Origin of the sequence: Streptomyces sp. NPDC007025, assembly GCF_042869455.1 — a bacterium.
In the GTDB taxonomy this organism is placed as follows: Bacteria; Actinomycetota; Actinomycetes; order Streptomycetales; family Streptomycetaceae; genus Streptomyces.
The window spans coordinates 32160-54045 of sequence record NZ_JBIAFT010000014.1 but is presented as its reverse complement, the minus strand read 5'-3'; the positions used below and the strand labels follow the sequence as shown (position 1 = coordinate 54045).

The following is a 21886-nucleotide window of genomic DNA, read 5'->3' as shown; positions in this document are numbered from 1 at the left end:
CCCACGCTATGCGCCGGAACCCGTTCTGCGAGACTTGCCCGTATGCACGTACTCGTCATCGGGGGCGGAATCTCCGGGCTGGCCGCCGCGCACCAACTGCTGGCCCTCGGTGCGCGGGTGACCGTGCTGGAGGCCGGCGGCCGCCTCGGGGGCAAGCTGCTCACCGGCAGCATCGCGGGCACCGCCGCTGTCGACCTGGGCGCCGAGTCGCTGCTGGCGCGCCGCCCCGAGGCCGTGCAGCTGGCCCGCGCCGTCGGGCTCGGCGGGCAGCTCCAGCCGCCGTCCGTCGCCGGAGGAGCGATCTGGACCCGCGGCGCGGTGCGCGCCATGCCCCGCGGGCATCTGATGGGCGTGCCCGGCGACCCGGCCGCACTCGGCGGGGTGCTCTCCCCCGAGGGGCTGGCCCGGATCGCCGAGGACGGGCGGCTGCCGCGCACCGAGGTCGGCGACGACGTGTCGGTGGGCGGCCATGTGGCGCGGCGGCTGGGCCGCGAGGTCGTCGACCGGCTCGTGGAGCCCCTGCTCGGCGGGGTGTACGCGGGCGACGCGTACCGGATCTCGATGCGCGCCGCCGTACCGCAGCTGTTCGAGGCCGTGCGCGAGGAGCGCTCCCTGCTGGCCGCCGTACGCGCTGTGCAGGACCGCGCCGCCGCCCGGCCCGCACCCGCCGGACCGGTCTTCATGGGGATCGAGGGCGGCGTCGGCAGGCTCCCGCTCGCGGTGGCCGAGGCGTGCGCGGCACAGGGCGCCGACATCCGGCTGAACACCCCGGTGCGCGAGCTGCGCCGGATGGCCCCCGACGGCGGCGGGCCGGGGTGGCTCGCGGTGACCGACCCCGAGGCGCTGTCCGCCGACGGCGTCGTGCTGACCGTGCCCGCACCGGCCGCGGCCCGGCTGCTGGCCCCGCACGCTCCCGCCGCCGCCACGGCGCTCGACGAGGTCGAGTACGCCTCGATGGCCCTGGTCACGCTGGCCTTCCGGCGGTCGGAGGCGGACCGGATCCCGGACGGGAGCGGCTTCCTGGTGCCGCCCGTCGACGGCCGCGCCATCAAGGCAGCCACCTTCTCCGCGCACAAGTGGAGCTGGGTCGCGGCGCAGGACCCCTCGCTGTTCGTGCTCCGCACCTCGCTGGGCCGGTACGGCGAGGAGCGGATGCTGGAGCGGGACGACGCCGAACTGGTCGAGCTGTCGCTGCGCGACCTGCGTGCCGCCACCGGGCTGGACGCGCGCCCCGTGGACTCGGTGGTCTCCCGCTGGGACCGCGGCCTGCCGCAGTACCCGGTGGGTCACCTCGACCGCGTCGCCGCCGTCCGCGCCGCCGTCGGCGCGGTGCCGGGCCTGGCCGTGGCCGGTGCGCCGTACGAGGGCGTGGGCGTGCCCGCCTGCGTGGCGGGCGGCCGGCGCGCGGCGCACGAGGTACTGGAATCGGCCGGGCCGACCGAGCCGGCCGACGAGGACGCCCGACCACGCTGAACGACGCCGCGCCGAGCGACGCCGAACGAGCCGAACGACGCCGAACAACGCTGCATGACGGTGAATGAGGAAGAGCCATGACTGAGGCACCGCACAAGGAGCCCAACGCGGGCAAGAAGGCCAAGGACCTGAACGAGGTCATCCGCTACACCCTCTGGTCGGTCTTCCGGCTGCGCGACCTGCTGCCCGAGGACCGGGCCGGATACGCGGACGAGGTCGAGGAACTGTTCGCCGGGCTCGCCGAGAGGGACGTGGTGGTCCGCGGTACCTACGACGTCTCCGGACTGCGGGCCGACGCCGATCTGATGATCTGGTGGCACGCCGAGGACTCCGACGCGCTCCAGGACGCCTACAACCGGTTCCGCCGCACGGCCCTGGGCCGGGCGCTGGAACCCGTCTGGTCGAACATGGCGCTGCACCGCCCCGCAGAGTTCAACAAGTCGCACATCCCGGCCTTCCTGGCCGACGAGGAGCCGCGCGCCTACGTGAGCGTCTACCCGTTCGTGCGCAGCTACGAGTGGTACCTGCTGCCGGACGAGGACCGCCGCCGGATGCTCGCCGACCACGGCAAGATGGCCCGCGGCTTCCCCGACGTCCGCGCCAACACCGTGCCCGCCTTCTCGCTGGGCGACTACGAGTGGATCCTCGCCTTCGAGGCGGACGAGCTGTACCGCATCGTCGACCTGATGCGGCACCTGCGCGGCTCCGAGGCGCGGCGGCACGTGCGGGAGGAGATTCCCTTCTACACCGGCCGCCGCAAGCCGGTCGCCGAACTGGTCGCCGGGCTGGCGTAGGCCGGGCTCAGCGGGCCGCCCGGGTGTTGGAGGCGGGTTTGGCGGTGCGCCGGGAGCCGGGTTCGGGCGCGGGCCGCGCCGCGCACTCCGCGTCGGCGCCCGGCGTCCTGCCCTCGAACAGGTACCGCTCGATGTGCCGGTCCACGCACGGGTTGCCGCCGCTCACCCCGTGGTTGCCCGCACCGCGCTCGGTCACCAGCGAGGAGCCGGCCAGCCGGCGCCGGGTCTCCAGCGCGCCCTCGTAGGGGGTGGCCGCGTCCCGGGTCGCGGCCACCAGCAGCACCCCGGGCAGCTCGCCCGGGTCGGTGTGCACCCGCAGCGGCTGCGCGGGCCTGGTGTGCCAGTAGGCGCACGGCAGGTTCATCCAGGCGTTGTCCCAGGTGTTGAACGGGGCCACCGCCGCCGTCGCGGTGTTGTCCCGGTCCCAGCGGAGCCAGTTGCGCGGCCAGGGCGCGTCCTGGCACTCGACCGCGTTGTAGACGGCGTTGCCGTTCTCCTCGCTCTTCGCCGCTGCCATGTCGGGTGCGGCCACCTTCACCAGCGGCTCCGGGTCGCCCTCGCGGAAGGCGGAGAGCGCCCGCGCGTACGGTGCCCAGGTCGCGTCCGCGTACCCGGTGACCAGGTAGGCGGCCAGCAGTTCCTTGGAGCCGACCGTCCCGCCCGCGGGTTCCCGGTCCACCGCGGCCCGTACGGCGTCGAAGGACTCCTGCACCTGCCGGGCCGTGGAACCCAGCCGGTAGGTGTCCTCGTGCCGGGCGACCCAGGTCTTCCAGTCCTCCCAGCGCCGTTGGAAGGCGCGGTTCTGGTCGAGGTTGGCCTGGTACCACACGCTGTCGGGGGACGGGTCGACGACGCTGTCCAGCACGAGACGGCGCACATGGGAGGGGAAGAGGGTGGCGTAGGCGGAGCCGATGTAGGTGCCGTAGGAGACCCCGAGGTAGCTGAGCCTGCGCCGGCCCAGCGCGGCCCGCAGGACGTCCAGGTCGCGGGCGTTGTTCGGCGTGGTGTAGTGCCGCAGCCGGTCGGGCTGCGCCTCGGCGCAGCCGGCGGCGTAGGCGGCGGCCCGCTGGTTCATGGTCTGCTTGAAGGCCCAGGACGGGTGCGCGGGGGAGCGGTTGGGCCCGCGGAGGAACTCCTCGGGGTCCTGGCAGGAGAGCGGGCCGGAGCGGCCGACCCCGCGGGGTGCGTAGCCGATGAAGTCGTAGCGGGCGTTGAGGCGCTTCCACAGCCCGCCCAGGTGCGGGTAGAGGGGGAAGCTCATCCCGCTGCCGCCCGGCCCGCCCGGGTTGTAGACCAGGGGGCCCATCCGCCGGCCGGGTTCCCCGGTGGCCCGGGCCCTGCTGACGGTCAGGGAGAGATGTGCGCCGTCCGGTCGCGTGTAGTCCACCGGTACCCGGACGGTGCCGCACTCGACGGACCGGGGCAGGTGCTCGGCGGCCGGGCAGCGCCCCCACCGGACACCGGCGGCCGCGGCGTCCTCGGCGGCTTCCGCGACCCCCGCCGCCTCCGGTGCCCCGGACCTTCCGGGGCCTCCGGTGCCTGTCGCGGTCCCGGCGGCCTTCGCGGCGCGGCCGGGGCCGTGGTGGTCGCCGCCGGGCGGGGCCGCCGCGGCGGCGGGCGCCAGTGCGAGGGCCAGGGCACCGAGGGTGGAGGGGATCGCTGCTGCGCGCACTGGGGCTCCCGCTGGGTGTCGCTGTCGCTCCGTCAGCCGTGCCCCACGGCACCGCTGTTCATATCGGATGCTCAGCGGCTCATACGTAGATGTAAAGCATCGTCTCGCGGTGTCGCGGAACGCCCCTCGTACGGGTCCTCGGAGCCCGTTCCGGCCCGGCGGCGATACGCGTCAGGGCCACGTCAGAAGTGCGGCGGCGGCGAGGAATCGGTCCCCAGCGGTCCCGCGGCGGCCGGGAGCCGGGCCCGCGCGGTCCGCGGCGTCTGCGGGCCGGCTCAGCCCCGGGTGCGCAGCGCCGGATGCTCGGCGACGACGGTGCAGGACCCGGGGACGACCTCGGTGAACCCGGCATCGCGCACCACGGGCAGGCCACCGCCGGTCAGCTCGCTCCAGTGCGCCCGGTCCCGGGCCGGGCGCACCGCAAGTGGGAAGCCGTCCCGCTGCCACGCCGTGCGCTCCGCGGCGTCCAACCGCCACCAGGCGAGCTGCGCGCCGTGGCCGGCCTGCGCCATGGCCTTGCCGGCCGACATCTCCACCTCCGGATTCAGCCACAGCACGGGGGTGCCGGTCGCGGGGGCCTCGGGCGGCCGCGGATCCGCCAGCTCCGTCCCCGAGACCTGGAGCCGCGAGAGCTCCTTGGGCCAGCCGTCCAGCGGAACCGGTGGAAAGACCCGCACCTGTGCCGCGTCCCCGGACACGGTGATCCCCGCGAGCTCCTCCGCACGCCGCCACTCGGCACCCCGGGCCCGCCGGACGACCTTGCGGATCTGCAGCTCCTCCCAGCCCGTCACCCGCTCGTGCCATTCGCCCGTCGGCTCGGTCGTGCGCGGGTCGGCCAGCAGGGTGAGCACCGCACGGGCCGCGGTCTGCAGAGCGTCCGTCCGGGCGGGCGGCTCGGCACGTTCGATCCGCGCGACGAGGGGCAGCACGAAACGCTCGGGCTCCGCGGGGCCGGTACCGGGAATGTCTGGGACGGTCACCCGATCAGTCTGCCAGTGGCCGGACACCCGCCCGCGGACGGTCCGCGGGCGGTGCCGGAACGGCCGCCGGCCCCGCGACTCCGGGAAGAGGGCGCACCCCGACCGGGAGCGCCCCCTCCGCCGCGGATGCGGACCGGGTCAGCGGGCCGGGTCAGCAGCCCGGGCTCAGTGCTTCCAGGGTCCGGTTACCGCGAACGTGGTACCCGGCGTGTAGCAGTTGACGTACATCGTGCGGCCGTCCGGCGCGAACGTCACGCCCGCGAACTCGCCCCACGCCGGGTCCTCCGGGGTGCCGATGTTCTGGGCGCCCCGTGCCATCGGGTAGACCGTGCCCCGCCGGGTGACGCCGAAGACGTGCTGGGCCCCCGCGCCGTCCTCGCACACCATCAGCCCGCCGCTGGGGGCCAGGCAGATGTTGTCCGGCTCCTCGCCCGGGAGCTGCACGTCCGTGTCGGGGCCGAAGACCACGACGAGGGTGAGGCGGCGCCTGCGCGGGTCGTAGCGCCAGATCTGGCCGAAGTGGTCGCCCTGCGAACCCTCCGCCGTGCGCGCGTAGCTGGAGACGAAGTAGACGCAGGAGCCGCCCCAGTAGCAGCCCTCCAGCTTCTGCGCGTGGGTGATGCCGCCCTTGCCGAAATCCTGGAGGCGGACGGGGGTTTCCGCCGCGAGCGGGTCGGGGACCTCCACCCACTCGATCCGGTCGAAGGAGGTGCCCGTCTCGGTGACGGCGGACAGGTCGGGCACGCCGGGCACCCGCATGGCCTCCAGTCTGCCCCCGGCGTGCAGTGAACCGTAGCCGCCCTTGGGTTTCCTGGGCAGGAAGCGGTAGAAGAGGCCGAAGGGTTCGTCGAAGGCGTCCTCGGTCTCGTAGACGACGCCGGTGTGCGGGTCGAAGGCGACGGCCTCGTGCTGGAAGCGGCCCATCGCGGTGAGCGGTTCGACGGAGGTGGGGCGGCGGCGGTCGAAGCCGACCTCGAAGACGAAGCCGTGGTCCTTGGTGTACCCCTCCTCGCCGGCCCGGTACTCGGTCTCCTCGCAGGTCAGCCAGGTGTCCCAGAGGCTGGGACCCCCGGCGCAGTTGGTGGAGGTCCCCGCGATGCCGACGCGTTCGGCCAGCACGTCGTTGTCGCCGTCCAGTTCCAGGACCGTGCAGCCGCCCTCGCCCGCGGGGTCGTAGGTGAGCCCGTCGACGGTGGGGACCGGGACCCGCGACTCCATCCGGTTCTCGTGGTTGCGCACCAGCCAGGTGCGCTCCCTGCCGTGGCCGTGGCCGTGGCCGTGGCCGTGGTGGCCGTGCCGTCCGCCCGCGAAGGCGGCCATGCCGTCGCAGTTGCTGGGGACCCGGCCCTCGCCGGAGCGGAGCGGGTCGCCCTCGCGGGAGAGCACCTTGTAGCGGAACCCCTTGGGCAGGTCGAGCAGTCCGTCGGGGTCGGGTACGAGCGGGCCGTAGCCCGCGCTGCCGCCGGTGGCCTGGGCCACGGCGGTCCCTGTGAACAGTTCCGAGAGCGCGCCGCTGAAGGCGACTGCCGCCCCGGCGGCTCCGGTTCTTGCCAGCGCTTGACGTCGGGTCGTGGGCATCGGGCACTCTCCCCTGTTGGCGGACAGGTGACCCGAGTGTGTGTACCACGCGCACCAGTGTGCGCACAGCGCTCAGGACACGACCGGCGCGAACTGGGCGCCGGACGGTATGCGCGGCGGAGGCGCTCCGCGGCGGGGCGCCGCGGCGGGATCAGCCGTCCGCACCGACCAGCGCGCCGCCGTCCCGGGCGAGCGCCGTCAGCCGGGAGATCGCCCGGAAGTACTTCTTGCGGTACCCGCCCTTGAGCATGTCCTCGCCGAACAGTTCGTCGAAGGGCACCCCCGAGGCCAGCACGGGTATCTCCCGGTCGTAGAGCCGGTCGGCGAGCACCACCAGGCGCAGGGCCGTCGACTGGTCGGGAACCGGTGCCAGGCCGGTCAGGCAGACGGCCCGCACGCCCTCGACCAGCGCGCCGTAGCGGCTGGGGTGGACCCGGGAGAGGTGGCCCAGCAGCGCGGGGAAGCCGTCGAGCGAGGCCCCGGGTATCCGCCGCGCGGCCGCGGTGACCTGCTCCTCGGTGTACGGCTCGGGAGCCTGCGGCAGCCCGCGGTGGCGGTAGTCCTCGCCGTCGATGCGCAGGGTGCGGAAGTGCGCCGAGAGGCCCTGGATCTCGCGCAGGAAGTCGGCGGCGGCGAACCGTCCCTCGCCCAGCTTGCCCGGCAGCGTGTTCGAGGTCGCCGCCAGTGCCACACCGTTCTCCACCAGCTTGGCCAGCAGGCTGGAGACGAGCACGGTGTCGCCGGGGTCGTCGAGCTCGAACTCGTCGATGCACAGCAGTTGGTGGTCGCCCAGGGTGCGCACGGTCTGCTGGAAGCCCAGCGCGCCCACCAGGTTGGTCAGCTCGACAAAGGTGCCGAACGCCTTGCGCTCGGGTGCGGCCGGCGCGGCGTGCCACAGCGAGGCGAGCAGGTGTGTCTTGCCGACGCCGTAGCCGCCGTCCAGGTACACGCCCCGGGGACCGGCCGGGGTGGCCTGCTTCGGCACCCGGCGGAACCAGCGCCTGGGGCCGCCGCCGGTCGGTGCGGCGCCGCCGAGGCCGTCGGCGAATCCGGAGAGCACCGTGACCGCCTCGCTCTGGCTGGGCTGGGCCGGGTCCGGGATGTAGGTGGCGAAGCGCACACTGTCGAAGCGCGGCGGCGGCACCATCTCGGCCACCAACTGGTCGGCCGGGACGTGCGGCTCGCGTGCGGTGAGCGCGACGGGGGCGCCGTCGGAGCCGCTGGGGGAGTCGGAGCCGGTCTCGGATATGTGCGCTGCGGTCGTTGACACGATTGTCATGCTAGTCGGCTCACCCCTGCGGGCGTGCCGCTCACCGGGCGTGCGCCGTGCCACACTGCGCGCATGCAACGCCTGTTCCCATCCTGTACAGCCCCGGTGTCCCCCTCGCCCGCCCCCGAGGCAGCGGCGTCCGCGCCGGAGTGGAGCCTCGAGGAGATCGCAGCGGAGTACGCCTATCCGCCGGTGGGCGGCGGAGCCGAGGGAGCCGCGCGGTGGCTGCGCGGCAACATGGTCGCGTCCCTGGACGGTGCCATCCACCACGGCGGGCGCTCCCAGCCGCTCTCCTCCCCGGCCGACATGCGGATCTTCGGCGTGCTGCGGGCGCTCGCCGACGTGGTGGTCGTCGGCGCCCGGACCGTGCGGCAGGAGGGCTACCGGCCCGCCAAGCGGCGCCGGGCCTTCGCCGGTCGGCGCGCCGCCGCCGGGCAGCCGCCCGCGCCGGTCATCGCCGTGGTCTCGGCCGGGCTGGAGCTGGACTTCTCGGCTCCGCTGTTCACCGAGCCCGCCGTACCCACCCTGGTGATCACCGGGGGCGGCGCGCCGCCGGACCGGGTGGAGTGTGCCAGGCAGGCCGGTGCCGAGGTGGTCTTCGCGGGTGAGGGGGGCAATGCTGATCCGGCCCGGGTGCCGGGGCTGCTCGCGGACCGGGGGCTGCGCAGGCAGTTGACCGAGGGCGGCCCCACCTTGCTCGGGGAATTCGCCGATGCGGGGGTACTCGACGAACTGTGCCTGTCCATCGCCCCCAGGATCGTCGCCGGGTCGGCTCCGCGGATCATGAACGGACCCGTGCTGCCCGACCCCGACGCGTACGCACTGGAGGGGGTGCTGGAGGAAGAGGGATTCCTCTTCACCCGCTACCGTCGGTCGCGAAGCATTGCGGAATGAGACGTTCCGCTTTCGTGTCGCTGGGCAGACTGACAACCGCAGGACCCCTGGGAGCACGGGGCCGCAGGGTTTCTTTCCGACCGGAGGAGGAGCGCCAGTCGTGATCACGACAGTGCTGATGATCGAGAAGCCGCTGGTGGCGGCCGACACCGAGATGGTGACGACGCTGCACGGCGAGGAGGCCGTCTCCTTCGTCGTGCTCCTGCAGCCGCGCGGCGACCAGGACCGGCTGCTGCGGGCGCTGGACGACGTCGCGCTCGGCGAACTGGAGCAGGTGGTGCGCGAGGCCGACGAACCGGAGGGCGGAGAAGCCGTCGGCCCCGCCGAGCAGGCCCTGGAACTGTCCCTCAAGCACCTCAGAGACGCCGGCTGCGAGGCGGTCGGCCAGATCATCGAGGACCATCCCCTGGACGTCCTCAAGTCGGTCGCGGAGCAGACCCGCGCCGACGAGGTCATCGTGCTGACCGCCCCGCACCTGGTGGAGGAGTTCTTCCACCGGGACTGGGCCTCCCGGGCCCGGCACAAGGTGGGCGTCCCGGTGCTGAAGCTGTTCGCGCACAACGAGGAGTGAGCCCGGCCGGCCCCCGTGCCTCCGCCGCCCGCCGGCACCGGAGGCACGGGCGCGCACCCGGCGCGGAGCGGCCGGGGGTCACGTGAGGTGGCGGCCCGCACCGCATAGGCTTGCGCCGTCCCCCGCCGCCTGCCGCGCCCGCGCGCGTGCGGCGCCCGACCGAGCCAGCCAGGAGAAGTCCGTATGACCGCTGCCGCCACCCCCTCCCTCCCCTCCGCCATGGAGCGGCCGCACTTCATCGGGATCGGCGGCGCGGGGATGTCCGGTATCGCGAAGATCCTTGCGGTGCGCGGCGCGCGGGTCGCGGGCAGCGACGCACGCGAGTCCGCGACGGCCGACGCGCTGCGCGGCTTCGGGGTGACCGTCCATGTGGGGCACGCCACCGCGCATCTGGCGCCGGACGCCACGACGGTGGTCGTCTCCAGCGCGATCCGCGAGGACAACCCCGAACTGGTCGAGGCGAACCGGCGCGGCCTCCCGGTGCTGCACCGCGCCGACGCGCTGGCCGCGCTGATGGCGGGGCTGCGGCCGCTGGCCGTGGCCGGCACACACGGCAAGACGACGACCACCTCCATGCTCGCCGTCAGCCTCGCCGACCTGGGTCTGGACCCCTCGTACGCGATCGGCGGCGATCTGGAGGGCCCCGGCTCCAACGCGCACCAGGGCACCGGGGAGATCTTCGTCGCGGAGGCGGACGAGAGCGACCGCAGCTTCCACAAGTACGCGCCCGAGGTCGCCATCGTCCTCAACGTGGAGCTGGACCACCACGCCAACTACGCCTCCATGGAGGAGATCTACACCTCCTTCGAGACGTTCGTGGAGCGCGTGGTGGACGGCGGCACCCTGGTGGTCTCCGCCGACCACGACGGGGCGCGGGAGCTGGTCCGCCGGCTGCGCGCCACCCCGCGCGACCGCGCGCTCACCATCCGCACCTACGGCATCGCCGAGGACGCCGACGTACGGGTCCTCAAGATCACGCCGAGGGGGCTGGCCAGCGAGGTCACCGTCGTGCTCGACGGCGAGGAGCTCACCTTCGACGTCTCGGTGCCCGGCGCCCACTACGCGCTCAACGCGGTGGCAGCGCTCACGGCGGGCGCGGCGCTGGGCGTGCCCGCCGCGGAGCTGGGGCGCGCGCTGGGCTCCTACACCGGCGTCAAGCGCCGCCTCCAGCTCAAGGGACTCACCGAAGGCGTACAGGTGATCGACTCCTATGCCCACCACCCCACCGAGATGACCGCCGACCTGGAGGCCATCCGCGGTGGCGCGGAGGGCGGCCGGGTACTGGTGGTCTTCCAGCCGCACCTCTTCAGCCGCACCCAGGAACTCGGCAAGGAGATGGGAGAGGCGCTGTCGCTGGCCGACGGCTCGGTCGTGCTGCCGATCTACCCGGCGCGCGAGGACCCCATCCCGGGCGTGACCAGCGCACTGATCACCGACGCCGCGCAGGCGGCGGGCGCCGCCGTGCGGGCCATGGAAACCCCGGACGAGGCGGTCGAGGCGGTCGTGGGAATGGCGGAGCCCGGCGATCTCGTTCTCACCATGGGCGCGGGTGACGTCACGGAGCTCGGCCCGCGGATTCTCGCCCGGCTGGCCGAGTGACGCTCACGACCGCACGGCCCGCCCCGGGCCCGTATCCCGAACAGCGCTGAGGAGCCGAGATGGCCTACGAGATCGACAAGACCGAGGAGCAGTGGCGCGCGGAGCTGACGCCCGAGGAGTACCAGGTGCTGCGCCAGGCCGGTACGGAGCGTCCCTTCACCGGGGAGTACACCGACACCGAGACCACCGGTGTCTACTCCTGCCGGGCCTGCGGCGCCGAGCTGTTCCGCTCCGGAACCAAGTTCGCCTCCCACTGCGGCTGGCCCAGCTTCTACGACCCGGCGGACTCGGACGCCGTCGAGCTGCTGACCGACCGCTCCATGGGCATGGTCCGCACGGAGGTGCGCTGCGCCCGCTGCGGCTCCCACCTGGGCCATGTCTTCGAGGGCGAGGGCTACCCCACCCCCACCGACCAGCGGTACTGCATCAACTCCCTCTCCCTGCGGCTGGAGCCTGCCGAGGGCTGACGTCCGAGCCCGGTTGCGGACTGCCGGGGGCGCGCCCTGAAGCCCGCAGCGCTCGGGAGGCCCCTGCCGTGAAGGGGCCTCCCGTACGGCGGGGCGCCGACCTGGGGCCGCGATCCCCCGATGCAGTACGCTCCCGGCACTCGTCGGACGCCGTGCAGGGGGATTCATGCGATTCGAGAAGTCGACGCGTGCGGAGCACGCGTATCTGCAGCTGGACGGCGAAGCGGCGAGAGCCCCCGCACAGTGGCGGGCTCCTCTCGGCAAACATCCCGCGCTGATCCGGCTGCTCGTCGCGGCGGGCTTTCTCGTTGCCGCTGGGCTGTCCCTGGCGACCGGCATCGAGGCCCGGGACACCGCCGCCGTGGACGGGGAAGCCGCGAGGCGCCCGCCGGTGCGGTGCGGCTCGGTGCTGAGCCCGGCCCGTTGGAGCACGGACACGTGGGACGATAACGCGGTGCGGTGGCACACGCGGGTGTGTGACACGGCGCGGATCACCCGGCTCGGTTGGACCGGCATCTTCGGGACGGGCGGCATGACCATGCTGATCGTCGCCGTGGGTGTGGGCACCCGGCGACGCACCGGATCGGCGCCCGGCCCGGGCTCTCCCTGACCTGTCGAACGCCTTTCCGGTCCCCGGCTCCCAGTGGAATACGAGGCAGTCCCCGGCAGTTCATTTGTACGCTGCATGTTGCTGGTCGAATGCGACTACCGGCACCGACCAGCGGCAGCGATGGACACTTCGGCAGGGACTCGACAGCTCAACAGGGAGAGGACGGGACGCGTGGGGGAGAGCAGCACAGTGGGGGCGGGCGGGCCGATACGGGCGGCGGAGGGCGAGCGCTGGCTCGTTCCCGTACTGGCGTTCGGCGGAATCTCCGTCGCCGTCATGCAGACACTGATCGTCCCGATCGTCGCCCGGCTGCCCGCCCTGTTGGACACCTCCACCTCCAACGCCTCCTGGGTGATCACCTCGACGCTGCTCGCGGGCGCGGTCGCCACGCCCATCATGGGCAGACTCGGGGACCTGTACGGAAAGCGCCGGATCGTGCTGCTGAGTCTGGGCCTGATGGTCCTGGGCTCGCTGGTGTGCGGCTTCACCTCGGCGCTGGTGCCGATGGTCGTCGGACGGGCCGTGCAGGGGTTCGCGATGGGGGCCATCCCGCTGGGCATCGGCATCATGCGGGACGCGCTGCCGCCCGAACGGCTGGGCTCGGCGATGGCGTTCATGAGCTCCTCGCTCGGCGTGGGCGGCGCGCTGGGCATGCCGCTGGCCGCCTACGTGGCGCAGTACACCGACTGGCACATGCTCTTCTTCGGCTCCGCCGGGATCGGCGCGCTGGCCATGCTGCTCGTCGCGCTGCTGGTGCCCGAGTCCCCGCTGCGCGCCCCGGGCCGCTTCGACGTGCTGGGAGCCCTGGGCCTCGCGGCCGGGCTGGTGACACTGCTGCTGCCCATCTCCAAGGGCGGTGACTGGGGCTGGTCCAGTCCGACGGTGCTGGGGCTGTTCGCCTCCTCCGCCGTGCTCTTCGCCGGCTGGGGGGTGCTGGAGCTGCGGACCGCGGAACCGCTGGTGGACCTGCGGACCACCGCCCGCCGCCAGGTGCTGCTGACCAACCTCGCCTCCATCATGGTCGGCCTCGCCTTCTACGCGCTCACCCTCGTCCTGCCCCAGCTCCTGCAGCTCCCGGCGGCCACCGGCTACGGGCTGGGGCAGTCGATGGTCGTCTCCGGGCTGTGCGTGGCGCCCATGGGCCTCGCGATGATGGCGGTCTCCTCGCTGTCCGCGCGGCTCTCCCGGGCGCGCGGGCCCAAGGTGTCGCTGATGACCGGGCTGGTCGTGCTGGCCGCCTCCTATCTGCTGGGGACGCAGCTGATGGCCGCCGTGTGGCAGACGGTGGTGCTGTCCGTGCTGATCGGCGTGGGCATCGGCATCGCCTACTCGGCGATGCCGGCCCTCATCCTCGGCGCCGTCGACCCGTCCGAGTCCGGCGCCGCCAACGGGCTCAACACCCTGATGCGGTCGATCGGTACCTCGACCTCCAGCGCGGTCGTCGGCGTCGTCCTGGCCCGGATGTCGATCCCCCTGGGTCCCACCCGGGTGCCCGACCTGGACGGCTTCCGCACGGCGTTCCTCATCGCGGCGGGCGCCGCGCTGCTGGGGCTGCTGATCGCGGCGTTCCTCCCGTCGTCGACCGCCGCCGAGCGGCGCGCGGAGGCGGCGCCCGCGCCGGGCCGGAGCCTGGGTCCGGAGGCGGTTCCCGCCCCGGACACCGACGGCGTCGCGGGTCTGCGACGGCCGTGACCGGGCGCAGTGGTCGCGCCGCCGACTCCGTCCCGGCTCACCGGTGCTGGTGCAGCCCGCGCCCCGCCAGCGTCAGAAACGTCTCGCCCACCGCCTCGCTCAACGTCGGGTGCGGGTGGATGTGCTGGGCGATGTCCACGGGGGAGGCGTCCCAGGCCACCGCCAGTTGGGAGGCGCTGATCATCTCCGAGACGTGCGGGCCCACCAGATGCACCCCCAGCACCCGGCCCTCGGGGCCCGGTTCGGCGACGACCTTCACCATGCCGTCCTGGCCGTGCACCATGCCCTTGGCCGTGGCGGTCAGCGGCAGCACGTTGACCGCCGTCTCGTATCCGGCGGCCGCCGCGGCCTCCTCGCCGAGCCCGACCGACGCCGTCTGCGGTGCCGAGTAGGTCACCCGCGGCACGGCGGCGTAGTCCACCGGTCGGGGCGAGAGCCCGGCCAGCACCTCAGCGACCACCAGCCCCTCGGCGAACGAGGCGTGCGCCAGCCCCGGGGAGGGCGGCGGCAGCAGGTCGCCGACGACGTGCACTCCGGGGACGGCGGTCTCCAGCGTGGCCCAGTCGGCGGGCGGCAGATGGCCCCGCTCGTCCGTGGTCAGACCGGCCGCCGCCAGGTCGAGCCCGTCGGTGACCGGGACCCGGCCGACGGCGACCAGCAGCCGCTCCGCCGCGACGGCGGTCTCCCCGCCGCGCGCCGACCGCACCCGCGCCCGGACCCCGTCGTCCGCCCGGTCGGCGGCCAGCAGCCGGGCGCCGGTCAGTACCGTGATGCCTCGCCTGCGCAGTGCGCGGGCCAGCCGGCGGCCGACGTCGGCGTCCTCCAGCGGCAGCAGCCGCTCCGCCGCCTCCACCAGCGTGACCTCGGCTCCCATGGAGCGGTGGAACGAGGCGTACTCGACCCCGATTGCGCCGCCGCCCAGCACCAGCACGCTCTTCGGGAGTCCGGCCGCGAACAGCGCGTCGTCACTGGTGACGACGCGCTCCCCGACGGCCTCCAGGCCCGGCAGGGTCCGCGGCCGGGAGCCCGTCGCCAGGACGAGGCCGCGCCGTGCCGTCCACCGGGTGCTGGCCGTGCCGGGGGTGTCGATCCGGACGGTGCGCGGGCCGGTGAGGGCGGCGGTGCCCCGCACCACGGTCACTCCGGCTGCCGAGAGCTGCCCCTCCACGCCCTGGTGGTTGCGCGCGACGATGGCGTCGCGGGTGGCGGTCAGCGCGGTCCAGTCGACGCCTTCCAGCTGTGACTCGACTCCCCATCGTTCGCGTGCTTCGGTGATGCCGTCGACCAGTTCGGCGGCGTGCAGCATGGCTTTGCTGGGCACGCAGCCGCGATGCAGGCAGGTGCCGCCGATCAGGTCGCGTTCGACGAGGGTGACGCCGAGCCCGAGGTGCGCGGCGCGGAGTGCGGTGCTGTATCCGCCCGTTCCGCCGCCGATGACGATCACATCCGTGGTGTTCCCGCTCATGGCCTCAGGCTTCCGCCGCCGGTGCGATGAGTCCAACGCAATGATTCGATGCTCGCGATGAAGAATGTTCATGGCTCTCCGTCGCGGGACCGCAGGGCACGCCCGGGTGCGGCGGAGCCGGCGAGAGAGCCGCGAGGAGCGGGAGGGCACTGTGAGTCTGCGGCAGATGGAATACCTCGTGACGGTCGTCGAGGAGGGCTCCTTCACCCGTGCCGCCGAGGCGCTGCACGTCACCCAGTCCGCGCTCTCGCACCAGATCAAGGCCCTGGAACGGGAGGTGGGCGGGCCGCTGCTGGAGCGGCTGCCGCGCAGCGTGCGGCCCACCGCCATGGGCCGCGCCTTCCTCCCGGACGCCGAACTGGCCGTCCGCAGCTGGCGGCAGGCCCGCCGGGCGGCGCGGGCCGCGGCCGGAGCCGAGGGCGGCGAGCTGGAGATCGCCACCGTGCACGGTGTCGCGGTCGGCGTGCTGACCGGGGCCGTGGCACGGATGCGGCGGCTCCACCCGCGGGTGGCGCTGCGGCTGCGCGAGTACACGACGGAGGACGAAGTGCACGAGCACGTGGCCCGCGGGGTCGCCGACCTCGCCGTCGGCTACCGGAACGACGCCTGGACAGGCCCCTGCTGGGAGATCGGCGAGGAGCGGATCGTCCTCGCCGTGCCGCCGGACGACCCGCTGTGCGATCGCGCCGGGGGCGGACCGGTCGGCCTGGCGGAGCTGGCCGACCGCGGCTGGGTGCGGTGCGGGATGGAGCCCCGGATCGAGGGGCGCCCCTTCGTCGATCTGGTCTGCGGCCGGGCCGGGTTCGTGCCGCGGACGGCGCTGCGGGTCGAGCACGCGACGACCGCCGCGCGGATGGCCGCGGCCGGCGCGGGCGTCTGCCTGGTCGCGGAGCATCTGGCCCCCGCCCTCGTGCCGGCCCGGCAACTCGTCGCAGTCGGGCCTCCGTGGCGCCGCCCGCTGATCGCCTTCAGCCGGGCGGAGCCGACCGGGGCGGCGGAGGCCTTCCTCCGTGTGCTGCGGGAGGAGCACCCGTGACGGCGCGGCGCGTGGCGGGTGTGAATTCCCGGTACCGGTCCTGTCCGGGCGCTGGCGCGGAGCGGTCGCGAGGCGGTAGGACGGGGCGTGGACCGGTTCCGGGTGGGAGAGCGTGCAGCCAGGCGGAGGCCGTCGCGCCGCCCGGGCGGCAGGCTCCGGGCGCACGACGCGGGGCCCCGCGTCGTGCGCGCTGCGGCGTCCGCCCCCGCCCCCGCCGCTGCCGCCGAGCCGCCCCCCGGGAGCCGGGCGGAGCCCGTCCACCCTTACGAGCACGGGAAGTTGACAGGGGTTCCGGGTGCACCCCCGGGGGCGGCCGAAGTAGTCTTCCTTGATCGAACAGCGGGGGCCGAGAGCGGGTGTGGAAGGCGGTGCGCAGTTGGGCGCGGGAGGGCTTGAACTCCCCCCAGGCGACGGCGGTGAGGAGCCGGAGGGCGGCGGCCCCGCCGGTGAGGCCGGAGCGGTGGACGATCCGAGCGGCGGGCTCGGTCTGGGGGGACCTCCCGGCCGGAGTCTGGGAGGTGCCGGGCAACCGGGCGCGGTCCCGCTGGCCCGGCCCATGGAGATCGGCGCGGACGTGGGCTGGGGCGAGGAGGACTGGACCGAGGTACGCACCAGGGCGCAGCGCGCCGGGCGCGCGTACGTCTGGCTGAATCTGGTCGAGCAGCGGATGCGGGCCGTCGTCGCCGCCGTGCTGCGGCCGATCTACGAACCGGTGCACGGCCACGAGTGGGTGATCGCGGCGGCCGGGCCCGCCGGGCAGGAGTGGGTGCAGCGGGCCGTGGCGGTACGGGAGGTCAGCCGCCGGAAGGGCTATCTGCTCGACCCGGCCGACGACACCCTCATCTCCTTTCTGACCCTGCCGCAGCTGCGCGAGCTGATGGTGCAGCACTGGCCCTGCTTCGAGCCCTACTTCGAGGGCCGCCGCGAGGTGGAGCTGGCGCTGGACGAGCTGGAGGTGGCCCGCAGCGCGGTCGCCCGCAACAGGGCGCTGTCCGAGACGGTGCTCGCGCAGGCCGAGCGGATGTGCCGGCGGCTGCTGGAGCTGCTGGGGGCCGCACCCGAGGGGGCGGCCGCGGTGGGCCGCATGCCGGTCGACGCCGTCGAGGAGCTGGTCGGGGACCGCTTCTGCGACGTGGTCGGCGTGCACAGCGACCGGGTGCGGCTGCAGCGCCAGCTCCCCGCCGAGGACCTGTTCGGCGGAGCCCGGCGGCTGGACGCCATCGGCATCGGCCTCAACCTGCTGGTGCAGAACTACAGCGGGCGGCGGCTGGTCCGGCTGGCGGAGGCGGGCTGCCGGGTGCGGTTGCTGTTCCTGAACCCGGCCAGCAGCGCGGTCAAGCGGCGGGAGCGGGAACTCGGGCTGAAGAAGGGCGAGCTGGCCCGCTCGGTGGAGACCAACATCCTGCACATGCGCAGGGTGCGCTCCCGGCTGCGGGACCAGGCGGCCTTCGAGATCCACGTCTTCGACGAGACGCCGCGGTTCACCGCGTACCTGGTGGACGGGGACGGTGCGGACGGGCTGGCGGTCGTCCAGTCGTATCTGCGCGGTGCCCGGGGGATGGAGACACCGGTCCTGGTGCTGCGCGGGCCGGGCCGCACCGTGTCCGCGCGCGGCGTGGGCGAGGGCGTGCTCTTCCCCACCTACAGGGAGGAATTCGACGCCTTCTGGGCCGACTCCCGCCCGGTGTCGTAGCCGTCGGAGCCGGGGTGCTGCGGGTGGTCGGTGGGGGAGTGCGGCACATGGTGCGTGCGGTGGCGTGTGTCACAGTCCGCCAAGCCACTTGAGCCGCACCGGGCAATCCGACAGGGTTTCGAAACGATCCACCGCGGATCGCCGGACCCCACACTCGGAGGACTCCCTCGGCATGGCACACCACGGGGCACGCCACACGAAACGCCGGATATCCGTCGCACTCGGCGCCGCTGTCGCCGTCGCGGGCGGAGCGACGCTGCTGACGCTCCCCGCCGACGCCGCGCCCCCCGAGGGCACCGTCCTCGGCGCGGGGGCCCGGGGCGCGGTCGAGGGCGACTACATCGTGCTGCTGAAGCGGGACGCCGCCGCCCGCACCCGCACGGCGGCCGCCACCGAGGCCCGCGACCTGGCCGGCAAGTACGGCGGAAAGGTCGAGCACACCTACCACGCCGCGCTGGACGGCTGGTCCGCCAAGGGGCTCAGCCCCCGGGACGCCCGCCGCCTGGCGGCCGACGACAGGGTGGCGAAGGTCGTCCAGAGCCGTGTGATCACCGGCCAGGAGACCCAGACCGAACCACCGTCCTGGGGACAGGACCGGGTCGACCAGCCCGGACCGGAACTCGACGAGAAGTACACCTACCCCGACAGCGGGGGCGAGGGCGTCACGGCGTACGTCGTCGACAGCGGCGTGCGGGTCAGCCACGAGGACTTCGGCGGCCGCGCCGTCGACGGCTACGACGCCGTGGACGACGACGCGACCGCGCAGGACGGTGCCAACCACGGCACGCACGTCTCCGGCACCCTCGCGGGCACCGAGTACGGCATCGCCAAAAAGGCGAAGATCGTCGCCGTGCGCATCCTGGGTGACGACAACAAGGGCACCACCGCCGACGCCGTCGCCGGCATCGACTGGATGATCGAGGACCACGAGGACGACGGCGGCCCCGCCGTGGCCAACATGAGCATCGGCGGCTTCGAGGACTACGCGCTGGACGAGGCCGTCGAGCGGGCCGTCGACGCGAACATCACCTGCGTGGTCGCCGCCGGCAACGACGGTGGCGACGCCTCCGCCGCCTCCCCGGCCCGGGTGCCGGACGCCATCACCGTCGCCGCGAGTGACCAGCAGGACCGGCGCACGGAGTTCTCCAACTACGGCAAGAGCGTCGACCTGTTCGCCCCCGGCATCGATGTCGTCTCGGCCAGCAACAAGAACGACACCGCCAAGATGGCCGGATGGGGCACCTCCATGGCCACCCCGCACGTCGCGGGAGCCGCAGCGCTCTATCTGAGCCGGCACCCGGACGCCACCCCCGCGCAGGTCACCGAGGCGCTGCTCGACGGCACCACCGACGGCGCCCTCTCCGGCATCGGGGACGGAACGCCCAACAAACTACTGCGCGTGGTCAGGTGACACACATTCACGGTCATTTCTGAGCCCTGTCCGTGCGTAACCCCGGAATTCCGGGTAAGCGCACCTCCAGGCCCGCCGCGCCCTTCCCCCACGGGGCACGGCGGGCCTGTTGCGTGCCCGCGAGGCGGAGCCGCCCGCCGACGGGCGGCTCCGGATATGCCCTGGACGGCCCGGATCACGCCGCGGCGTCGACCGCCGCGCCCCCGCCTGAGGCGACGGCCGTGTAGCGCTCCAGAACCACCCGCGCCACCTCCGGCGCCGCACCCAGCACCGGCGCGAGCACCTCGGCACCGGCCTCCCGGGCACCGGCCGCGATGCGGTCGGGCAGCCGGCCCGGGGCCAGCACGTAGGGCGCGACGGCCACCCGGCCGGCACCGGCGGCGCGCAGCTCCCGCACCGCGTCGGCCGTGGTGGGCTGAGCAGCGGAGGCGAACGCAGGTCGCACGGCACACCAACCGGTGGTTCGCCGCCACTCCCGCGCCATGTCGGCGATCACTGCGCTCGCCTCCGGGTCAGAGGAACCGGCGGACGCCAGGACGACGCCGGTCGAGGGCGCATCGCCGGGCTTCAGCCCGGTCGCGCGCAGCCGCCGCTCCAGGGCGGCGGTCAACAGGGGGTGCGGGCCGAGCACCGCCGACTGCCGGACCGTCAGTTCCGGCAGCAAGGCGGCCACCTCGGCCAGCACCGCGGGGAGGTCCGTCTTCGCGTGGAAGGCCCGGGTCAGCAGCAGGGGGACGGCGACGGCCTCGTGCACCCCCGCCGCGTGCAGTTCCTCCAGCGCGGCGGGCACCGAGGGGGAGTCGAAGTCCAGATAGCAGGCCGCCACCCGGACGCCGGGCAGCAGCAGCCGGACCCGCGCGGCGAGCGCACCGACCGTAGCGGAGTGCCGCTCGTCCCGGCTTCCGTGTGCGACGAGCAGCAGCGCGGGCGCGGAGGGGTACGGTGCGGTGGGCATCAGCGCAGCAACCCCCGGTGGCGCAGCACCCGCCGTTCGAGGGGTGCGAAGACGAGCAGTTCGATGCCGATACCCACCAGCAGGATCAGCAGGATCGCACCGAGCACCAGTGGCATGTCCTGGTAGGCGCGCCCCGTCTCCAGCAGCCGGCCCAGCCCCACGCCCAGCTCGGGCGAGGTGGCGATCAGCTCGGCCGCCATCAGGGAGCGCCAGGAGAACGCCCACCCCTGCTTGAGCCCCGAGATATAGCCCGGCAGCGCCGCGGGCAGCAGCACATGCCGCACACCGCGCAGCCCGGTGGCGCCCAGCACGGTGCCCGCGCGCAGATGCAGCGGGTCGATCCGGTCGACGCCGGCGACCAGGCCGTTGGCGATGGAGGGCACGGCACCCAGCAGCACCACGGCGTAGATCGTCGCGTCCGTCAGTCCGAACCAGATGATCGCCGCCGGTACCCACGCCACCGACGGCAGCGACTGCAGTCCGGAGAGGATCGGCCCGATGGCGGCCCGCACCGGGCCGACCCGCGCCACCAGCAGCCCCAGCGGGGTGCCCGCCAGCAGCGCGACCGCGAAGCCCAGCGCGCCGCGGGAGACGCTCTGCCAGACGATGCCCAGGATGGTGCCCTTGTACCATTCCTCGGCCAGCGCGTCCCACACCATCAGCGGGCTCGGCAACTGGTAGTCGGGCTTCAGCTCCAGCACGAACGCCGCCTGCCACAGCCCCAGCACGAGGACGACCGCCACCAGCGGCGGCAGCGCTTTGCGGCGCAGCAGCACCGGCAGCGGAGTGCGGGAAGCGGTGCGGGTGTCGAGCGCGTCGAGCCCCGCTTCCAGCCCGGCCAGGTCCCCGCCGGGCCCGTCGTTCTGCTCCCGGCGGCCGGCGGCCGGATCCGGCGCCGCGGCAGCCGGCGCCACCGGCCCTTCCCCGGCCTTCGGTCGCGTCTCAGTGTCGGCCATGGCGGCGGATCTCCCCCCGGAGCTGTTCGGTGATCTCGACGGACAGCGCGGCCACGTCCGCGTCCTCGATGCGGCGCGGGTGCGGAATGTCCACCTGCCACTCCCGGGCGACCTTCCCGGGCCGGGAGGAGAGCAGGACGACGCGTTCCGCCAGGCGGACCGCCTCGCGGACGTTGTGGGTGACGAACAGGACGGCGACGTTCGTCTCCGCCCGCACGCGGGTCAGCTCCTCGTGCAGCACGTCCCTGGTGATGGCGTCCAGCGCGGCGAACGGCTCGTCCATCAGCAGCAGTTCGCTGTCCTGCGCCAGGGCGCGGGCCAGTGCGACCCGCTGCCGCATCCCGCCGGACAACTCGTGCACCCGCTTGCGGTGCGCACCCTTGAGCCGGACGAGCTCCAGCAGCCGCTCGGCCTCCGCCGGGCGCTCGGCCTTCGGCATCCCGCGCAGCTTGAGCGCCAGCTCGATGTTCCCGCCCGCCGTCAGCCAGGGGAAGAGCGCATGCTCCTGGAACATCAGCGCCGGGCGCCCGCCGGGCACCTCGACGGTGCCCGAGCTGGGCGTGTCCAGCCCGGCCACCAGGTTGAGCAGGGTGCTCTTGCCGCAGCCGGAAGCGCCCAGCAGGGTGACGAACTCGCCGTCGGCGACGTCGACGCTGATGTCGTCGAGCACCTGCTGGGGGCCGAACGACTTGGAGACGTGCGTGATCCGCGCTGCGGGGCGCGTCGTGGTGGTCGCGGTCACTGTTTCACCTCCTGCGGTGGTCATGGGC

19 protein-coding genes are annotated in these 21886 nt (G+C 74.0%); 11 read left to right on the top strand and 8 right to left on the bottom strand.

The genetic code is table 11. The features are described from left to right. The first annotated feature begins 42 nt into the window (after positions 1-42). Both hemG and hemQ read left to right on the top strand, forming a co-directional pair. Complete coding sequence (hemG, locus tag ACFYMO_RS25590; protein ID WP_366771040.1) at positions 43-1473, top strand: protoporphyrinogen oxidase; 1431 nt, start codon at positions 43-45, stop codon at positions 1471-1473. Positions 1474-1550: 77 nt separating this feature from the next. Further along, entirely contained in the window at positions 1551-2267 is a 717-nt protein-coding gene (gene hemQ, locus ACFYMO_RS25585) for a hydrogen peroxide-dependent heme synthase (RefSeq protein ID WP_366771041.1), read from the top strand. Positions 2268-2274: 7 nt separating this feature from the next. Here the strand turns inward: hemQ and ACFYMO_RS25580 are convergent, their stop codons facing one another. From ACFYMO_RS25580 to zapE, 4 genes are all read right to left on the bottom strand, one after another. Beyond that, positions 2275-3939, bottom strand: coding sequence for an alpha/beta hydrolase (locus ACFYMO_RS25580; RefSeq protein ID WP_366771042.1), 1665 nt, complete (start codon positions 3937-3939; stop codon positions 2275-2277). Between the two features lie 275 nt (positions 3940-4214). Further along, positions 4215-4919: a peptidyl-tRNA hydrolase gene (locus ACFYMO_RS25575; protein ID WP_366771043.1), complete on the bottom strand. Its 705-nt coding sequence runs from the start codon at positions 4917-4919 to the stop codon at positions 4215-4217. A 165-nt stretch (positions 4920-5084) separates the two neighbouring features. Continuing rightward, the gene (locus tag ACFYMO_RS25570) at positions 5085-6497 is read right to left on the bottom strand and encodes an alkaline phosphatase PhoX (protein WP_388549191.1); all 1413 of its coding nucleotides are present in this window, start codon (positions 6495-6497) and stop codon (positions 5085-5087) included. A gap of 151 nt (positions 6498-6648) precedes the next feature. After that, complete coding sequence (gene zapE, locus ACFYMO_RS25565; protein WP_366771045.1) at positions 6649-7776, bottom strand: cell division protein ZapE; 1128 nt, start codon at positions 7774-7776, stop codon at positions 6649-6651. A 63-nt stretch (positions 7777-7839) separates the two neighbouring features. Here zapE and ACFYMO_RS25560 point away from each other — a divergent pair, with 63 nt between their 5' ends. The 6 genes from ACFYMO_RS25560 (at position 7840) to ACFYMO_RS25535 (ending at position 13600) form a co-directional block, all read left to right on the top strand. Beyond that, positions 7840-8661 carry a pyrimidine reductase family protein gene (locus ACFYMO_RS25560; protein ID WP_366771046.1) on the top strand — a complete coding sequence of 274 codons (822 nt, stop codon included), beginning with the start codon at positions 7840-7842 and terminating at the stop codon, positions 8659-8661. A gap of 100 nt (positions 8662-8761) precedes the next feature. Next, a complete protein-coding gene (locus ACFYMO_RS25555) occupies positions 8762-9232 on the top strand; it encodes an indole-3-glycerol phosphate synthase (protein WP_069992557.1) in 471 nt (156 codons plus the stop codon). A gap of 183 nt (positions 9233-9415) precedes the next feature. Further along, the gene (murC, locus tag ACFYMO_RS25550) at positions 9416-10831 is read left to right on the top strand and encodes a UDP-N-acetylmuramate--L-alanine ligase (RefSeq protein WP_366771047.1); all 1416 of its coding nucleotides are present in this window, start codon (positions 9416-9418) and stop codon (positions 10829-10831) included. Positions 10832-10890: 59 nt separating this feature from the next. Next, a complete protein-coding gene (gene msrB / locus ACFYMO_RS25545; RefSeq protein ID WP_366771048.1) occupies positions 10891-11298 on the top strand; it encodes a peptide-methionine (R)-S-oxide reductase MsrB in 408 nt (135 codons plus the stop codon). Between the two features lie 166 nt (positions 11299-11464). Continuing rightward, positions 11465-11908 (top strand): hypothetical protein, encoded by a 444-nt coding sequence (locus ACFYMO_RS25540; protein ID WP_388549185.1) that lies wholly within the window; start codon positions 11465-11467, stop codon positions 11906-11908. Between the two features lie 171 nt (positions 11909-12079). Further along, entirely contained in the window at positions 12080-13600 is a 1521-nt protein-coding gene (locus tag ACFYMO_RS25535) for an MFS transporter (RefSeq protein WP_366771050.1), read from the top strand. A gap of 37 nt (positions 13601-13637) precedes the next feature. On the opposite strand, the gene lpdA is transcribed toward ACFYMO_RS25535, so the two are convergent. Then, on the bottom strand, positions 13638-15065 hold the full coding sequence (gene lpdA, locus ACFYMO_RS25530) for a dihydrolipoyl dehydrogenase (RefSeq protein ID WP_366771051.1): 1428 nt from the start codon (positions 15063-15065) through the stop codon (positions 13638-13640). Positions 15066-15231: 166 nt separating this feature from the next. On the opposite strand from lpdA, the gene ACFYMO_RS25525 reads away from it, so the two are divergent. The 3 genes from ACFYMO_RS25525 (at position 15232) to ACFYMO_RS25515 (ending at position 19205) form a co-directional block, all read left to right on the top strand. After that, positions 15232-16101 carry a LysR substrate-binding domain-containing protein gene (locus ACFYMO_RS25525; RefSeq protein ID WP_388549181.1) on the top strand — a complete coding sequence of 290 codons (870 nt, stop codon included), beginning with the start codon at positions 15232-15234 and terminating at the stop codon, positions 16099-16101. Between the two features lie 358 nt (positions 16102-16459). Continuing rightward, positions 16460-17794 (top strand): SAV2148 family HEPN domain-containing protein, encoded by a 1335-nt coding sequence (locus ACFYMO_RS25520; protein WP_366771082.1) that lies wholly within the window; start codon positions 16460-16462, stop codon positions 17792-17794. 172 nt (positions 17795-17966) lie between these two features. After that, positions 17967-19205, top strand: coding sequence for a S8 family peptidase (locus ACFYMO_RS25515; RefSeq protein WP_366771053.1), 1239 nt, complete (start codon positions 17967-17969; stop codon positions 19203-19205). A 175-nt stretch (positions 19206-19380) separates the two neighbouring features. Here the strand turns inward: ACFYMO_RS25515 and ACFYMO_RS25510 are convergent, their stop codons facing one another. The 3 genes from ACFYMO_RS25510 to ACFYMO_RS25500 are packed head-to-tail and all read right to left on the bottom strand — an operon-like array spanning position 19381 to position 21882. Beyond that, the gene (locus ACFYMO_RS25510) at positions 19381-20160 is read right to left on the bottom strand and encodes a sirohydrochlorin chelatase (protein WP_366771054.1); all 780 of its coding nucleotides are present in this window, start codon (positions 20158-20160) and stop codon (positions 19381-19383) included. Beyond that, positions 20160-21116, bottom strand: coding sequence for an ABC transporter permease (locus ACFYMO_RS25505; protein WP_366771055.1), 957 nt, complete (start codon positions 21114-21116; stop codon positions 20160-20162). Before ACFYMO_RS25505 ends, ACFYMO_RS25510 begins: the two co-directional genes overlap by 1 nt. Next, positions 21103-21882: an ABC transporter ATP-binding protein gene (locus ACFYMO_RS25500; RefSeq protein ID WP_388549177.1), complete on the bottom strand. Its 780-nt coding sequence runs from the start codon at positions 21880-21882 to the stop codon at positions 21103-21105. Before ACFYMO_RS25500 ends, ACFYMO_RS25505 begins: the two co-directional genes overlap by 14 nt. Between the last annotated feature and the right edge of the window lie 4 nt (positions 21883-21886).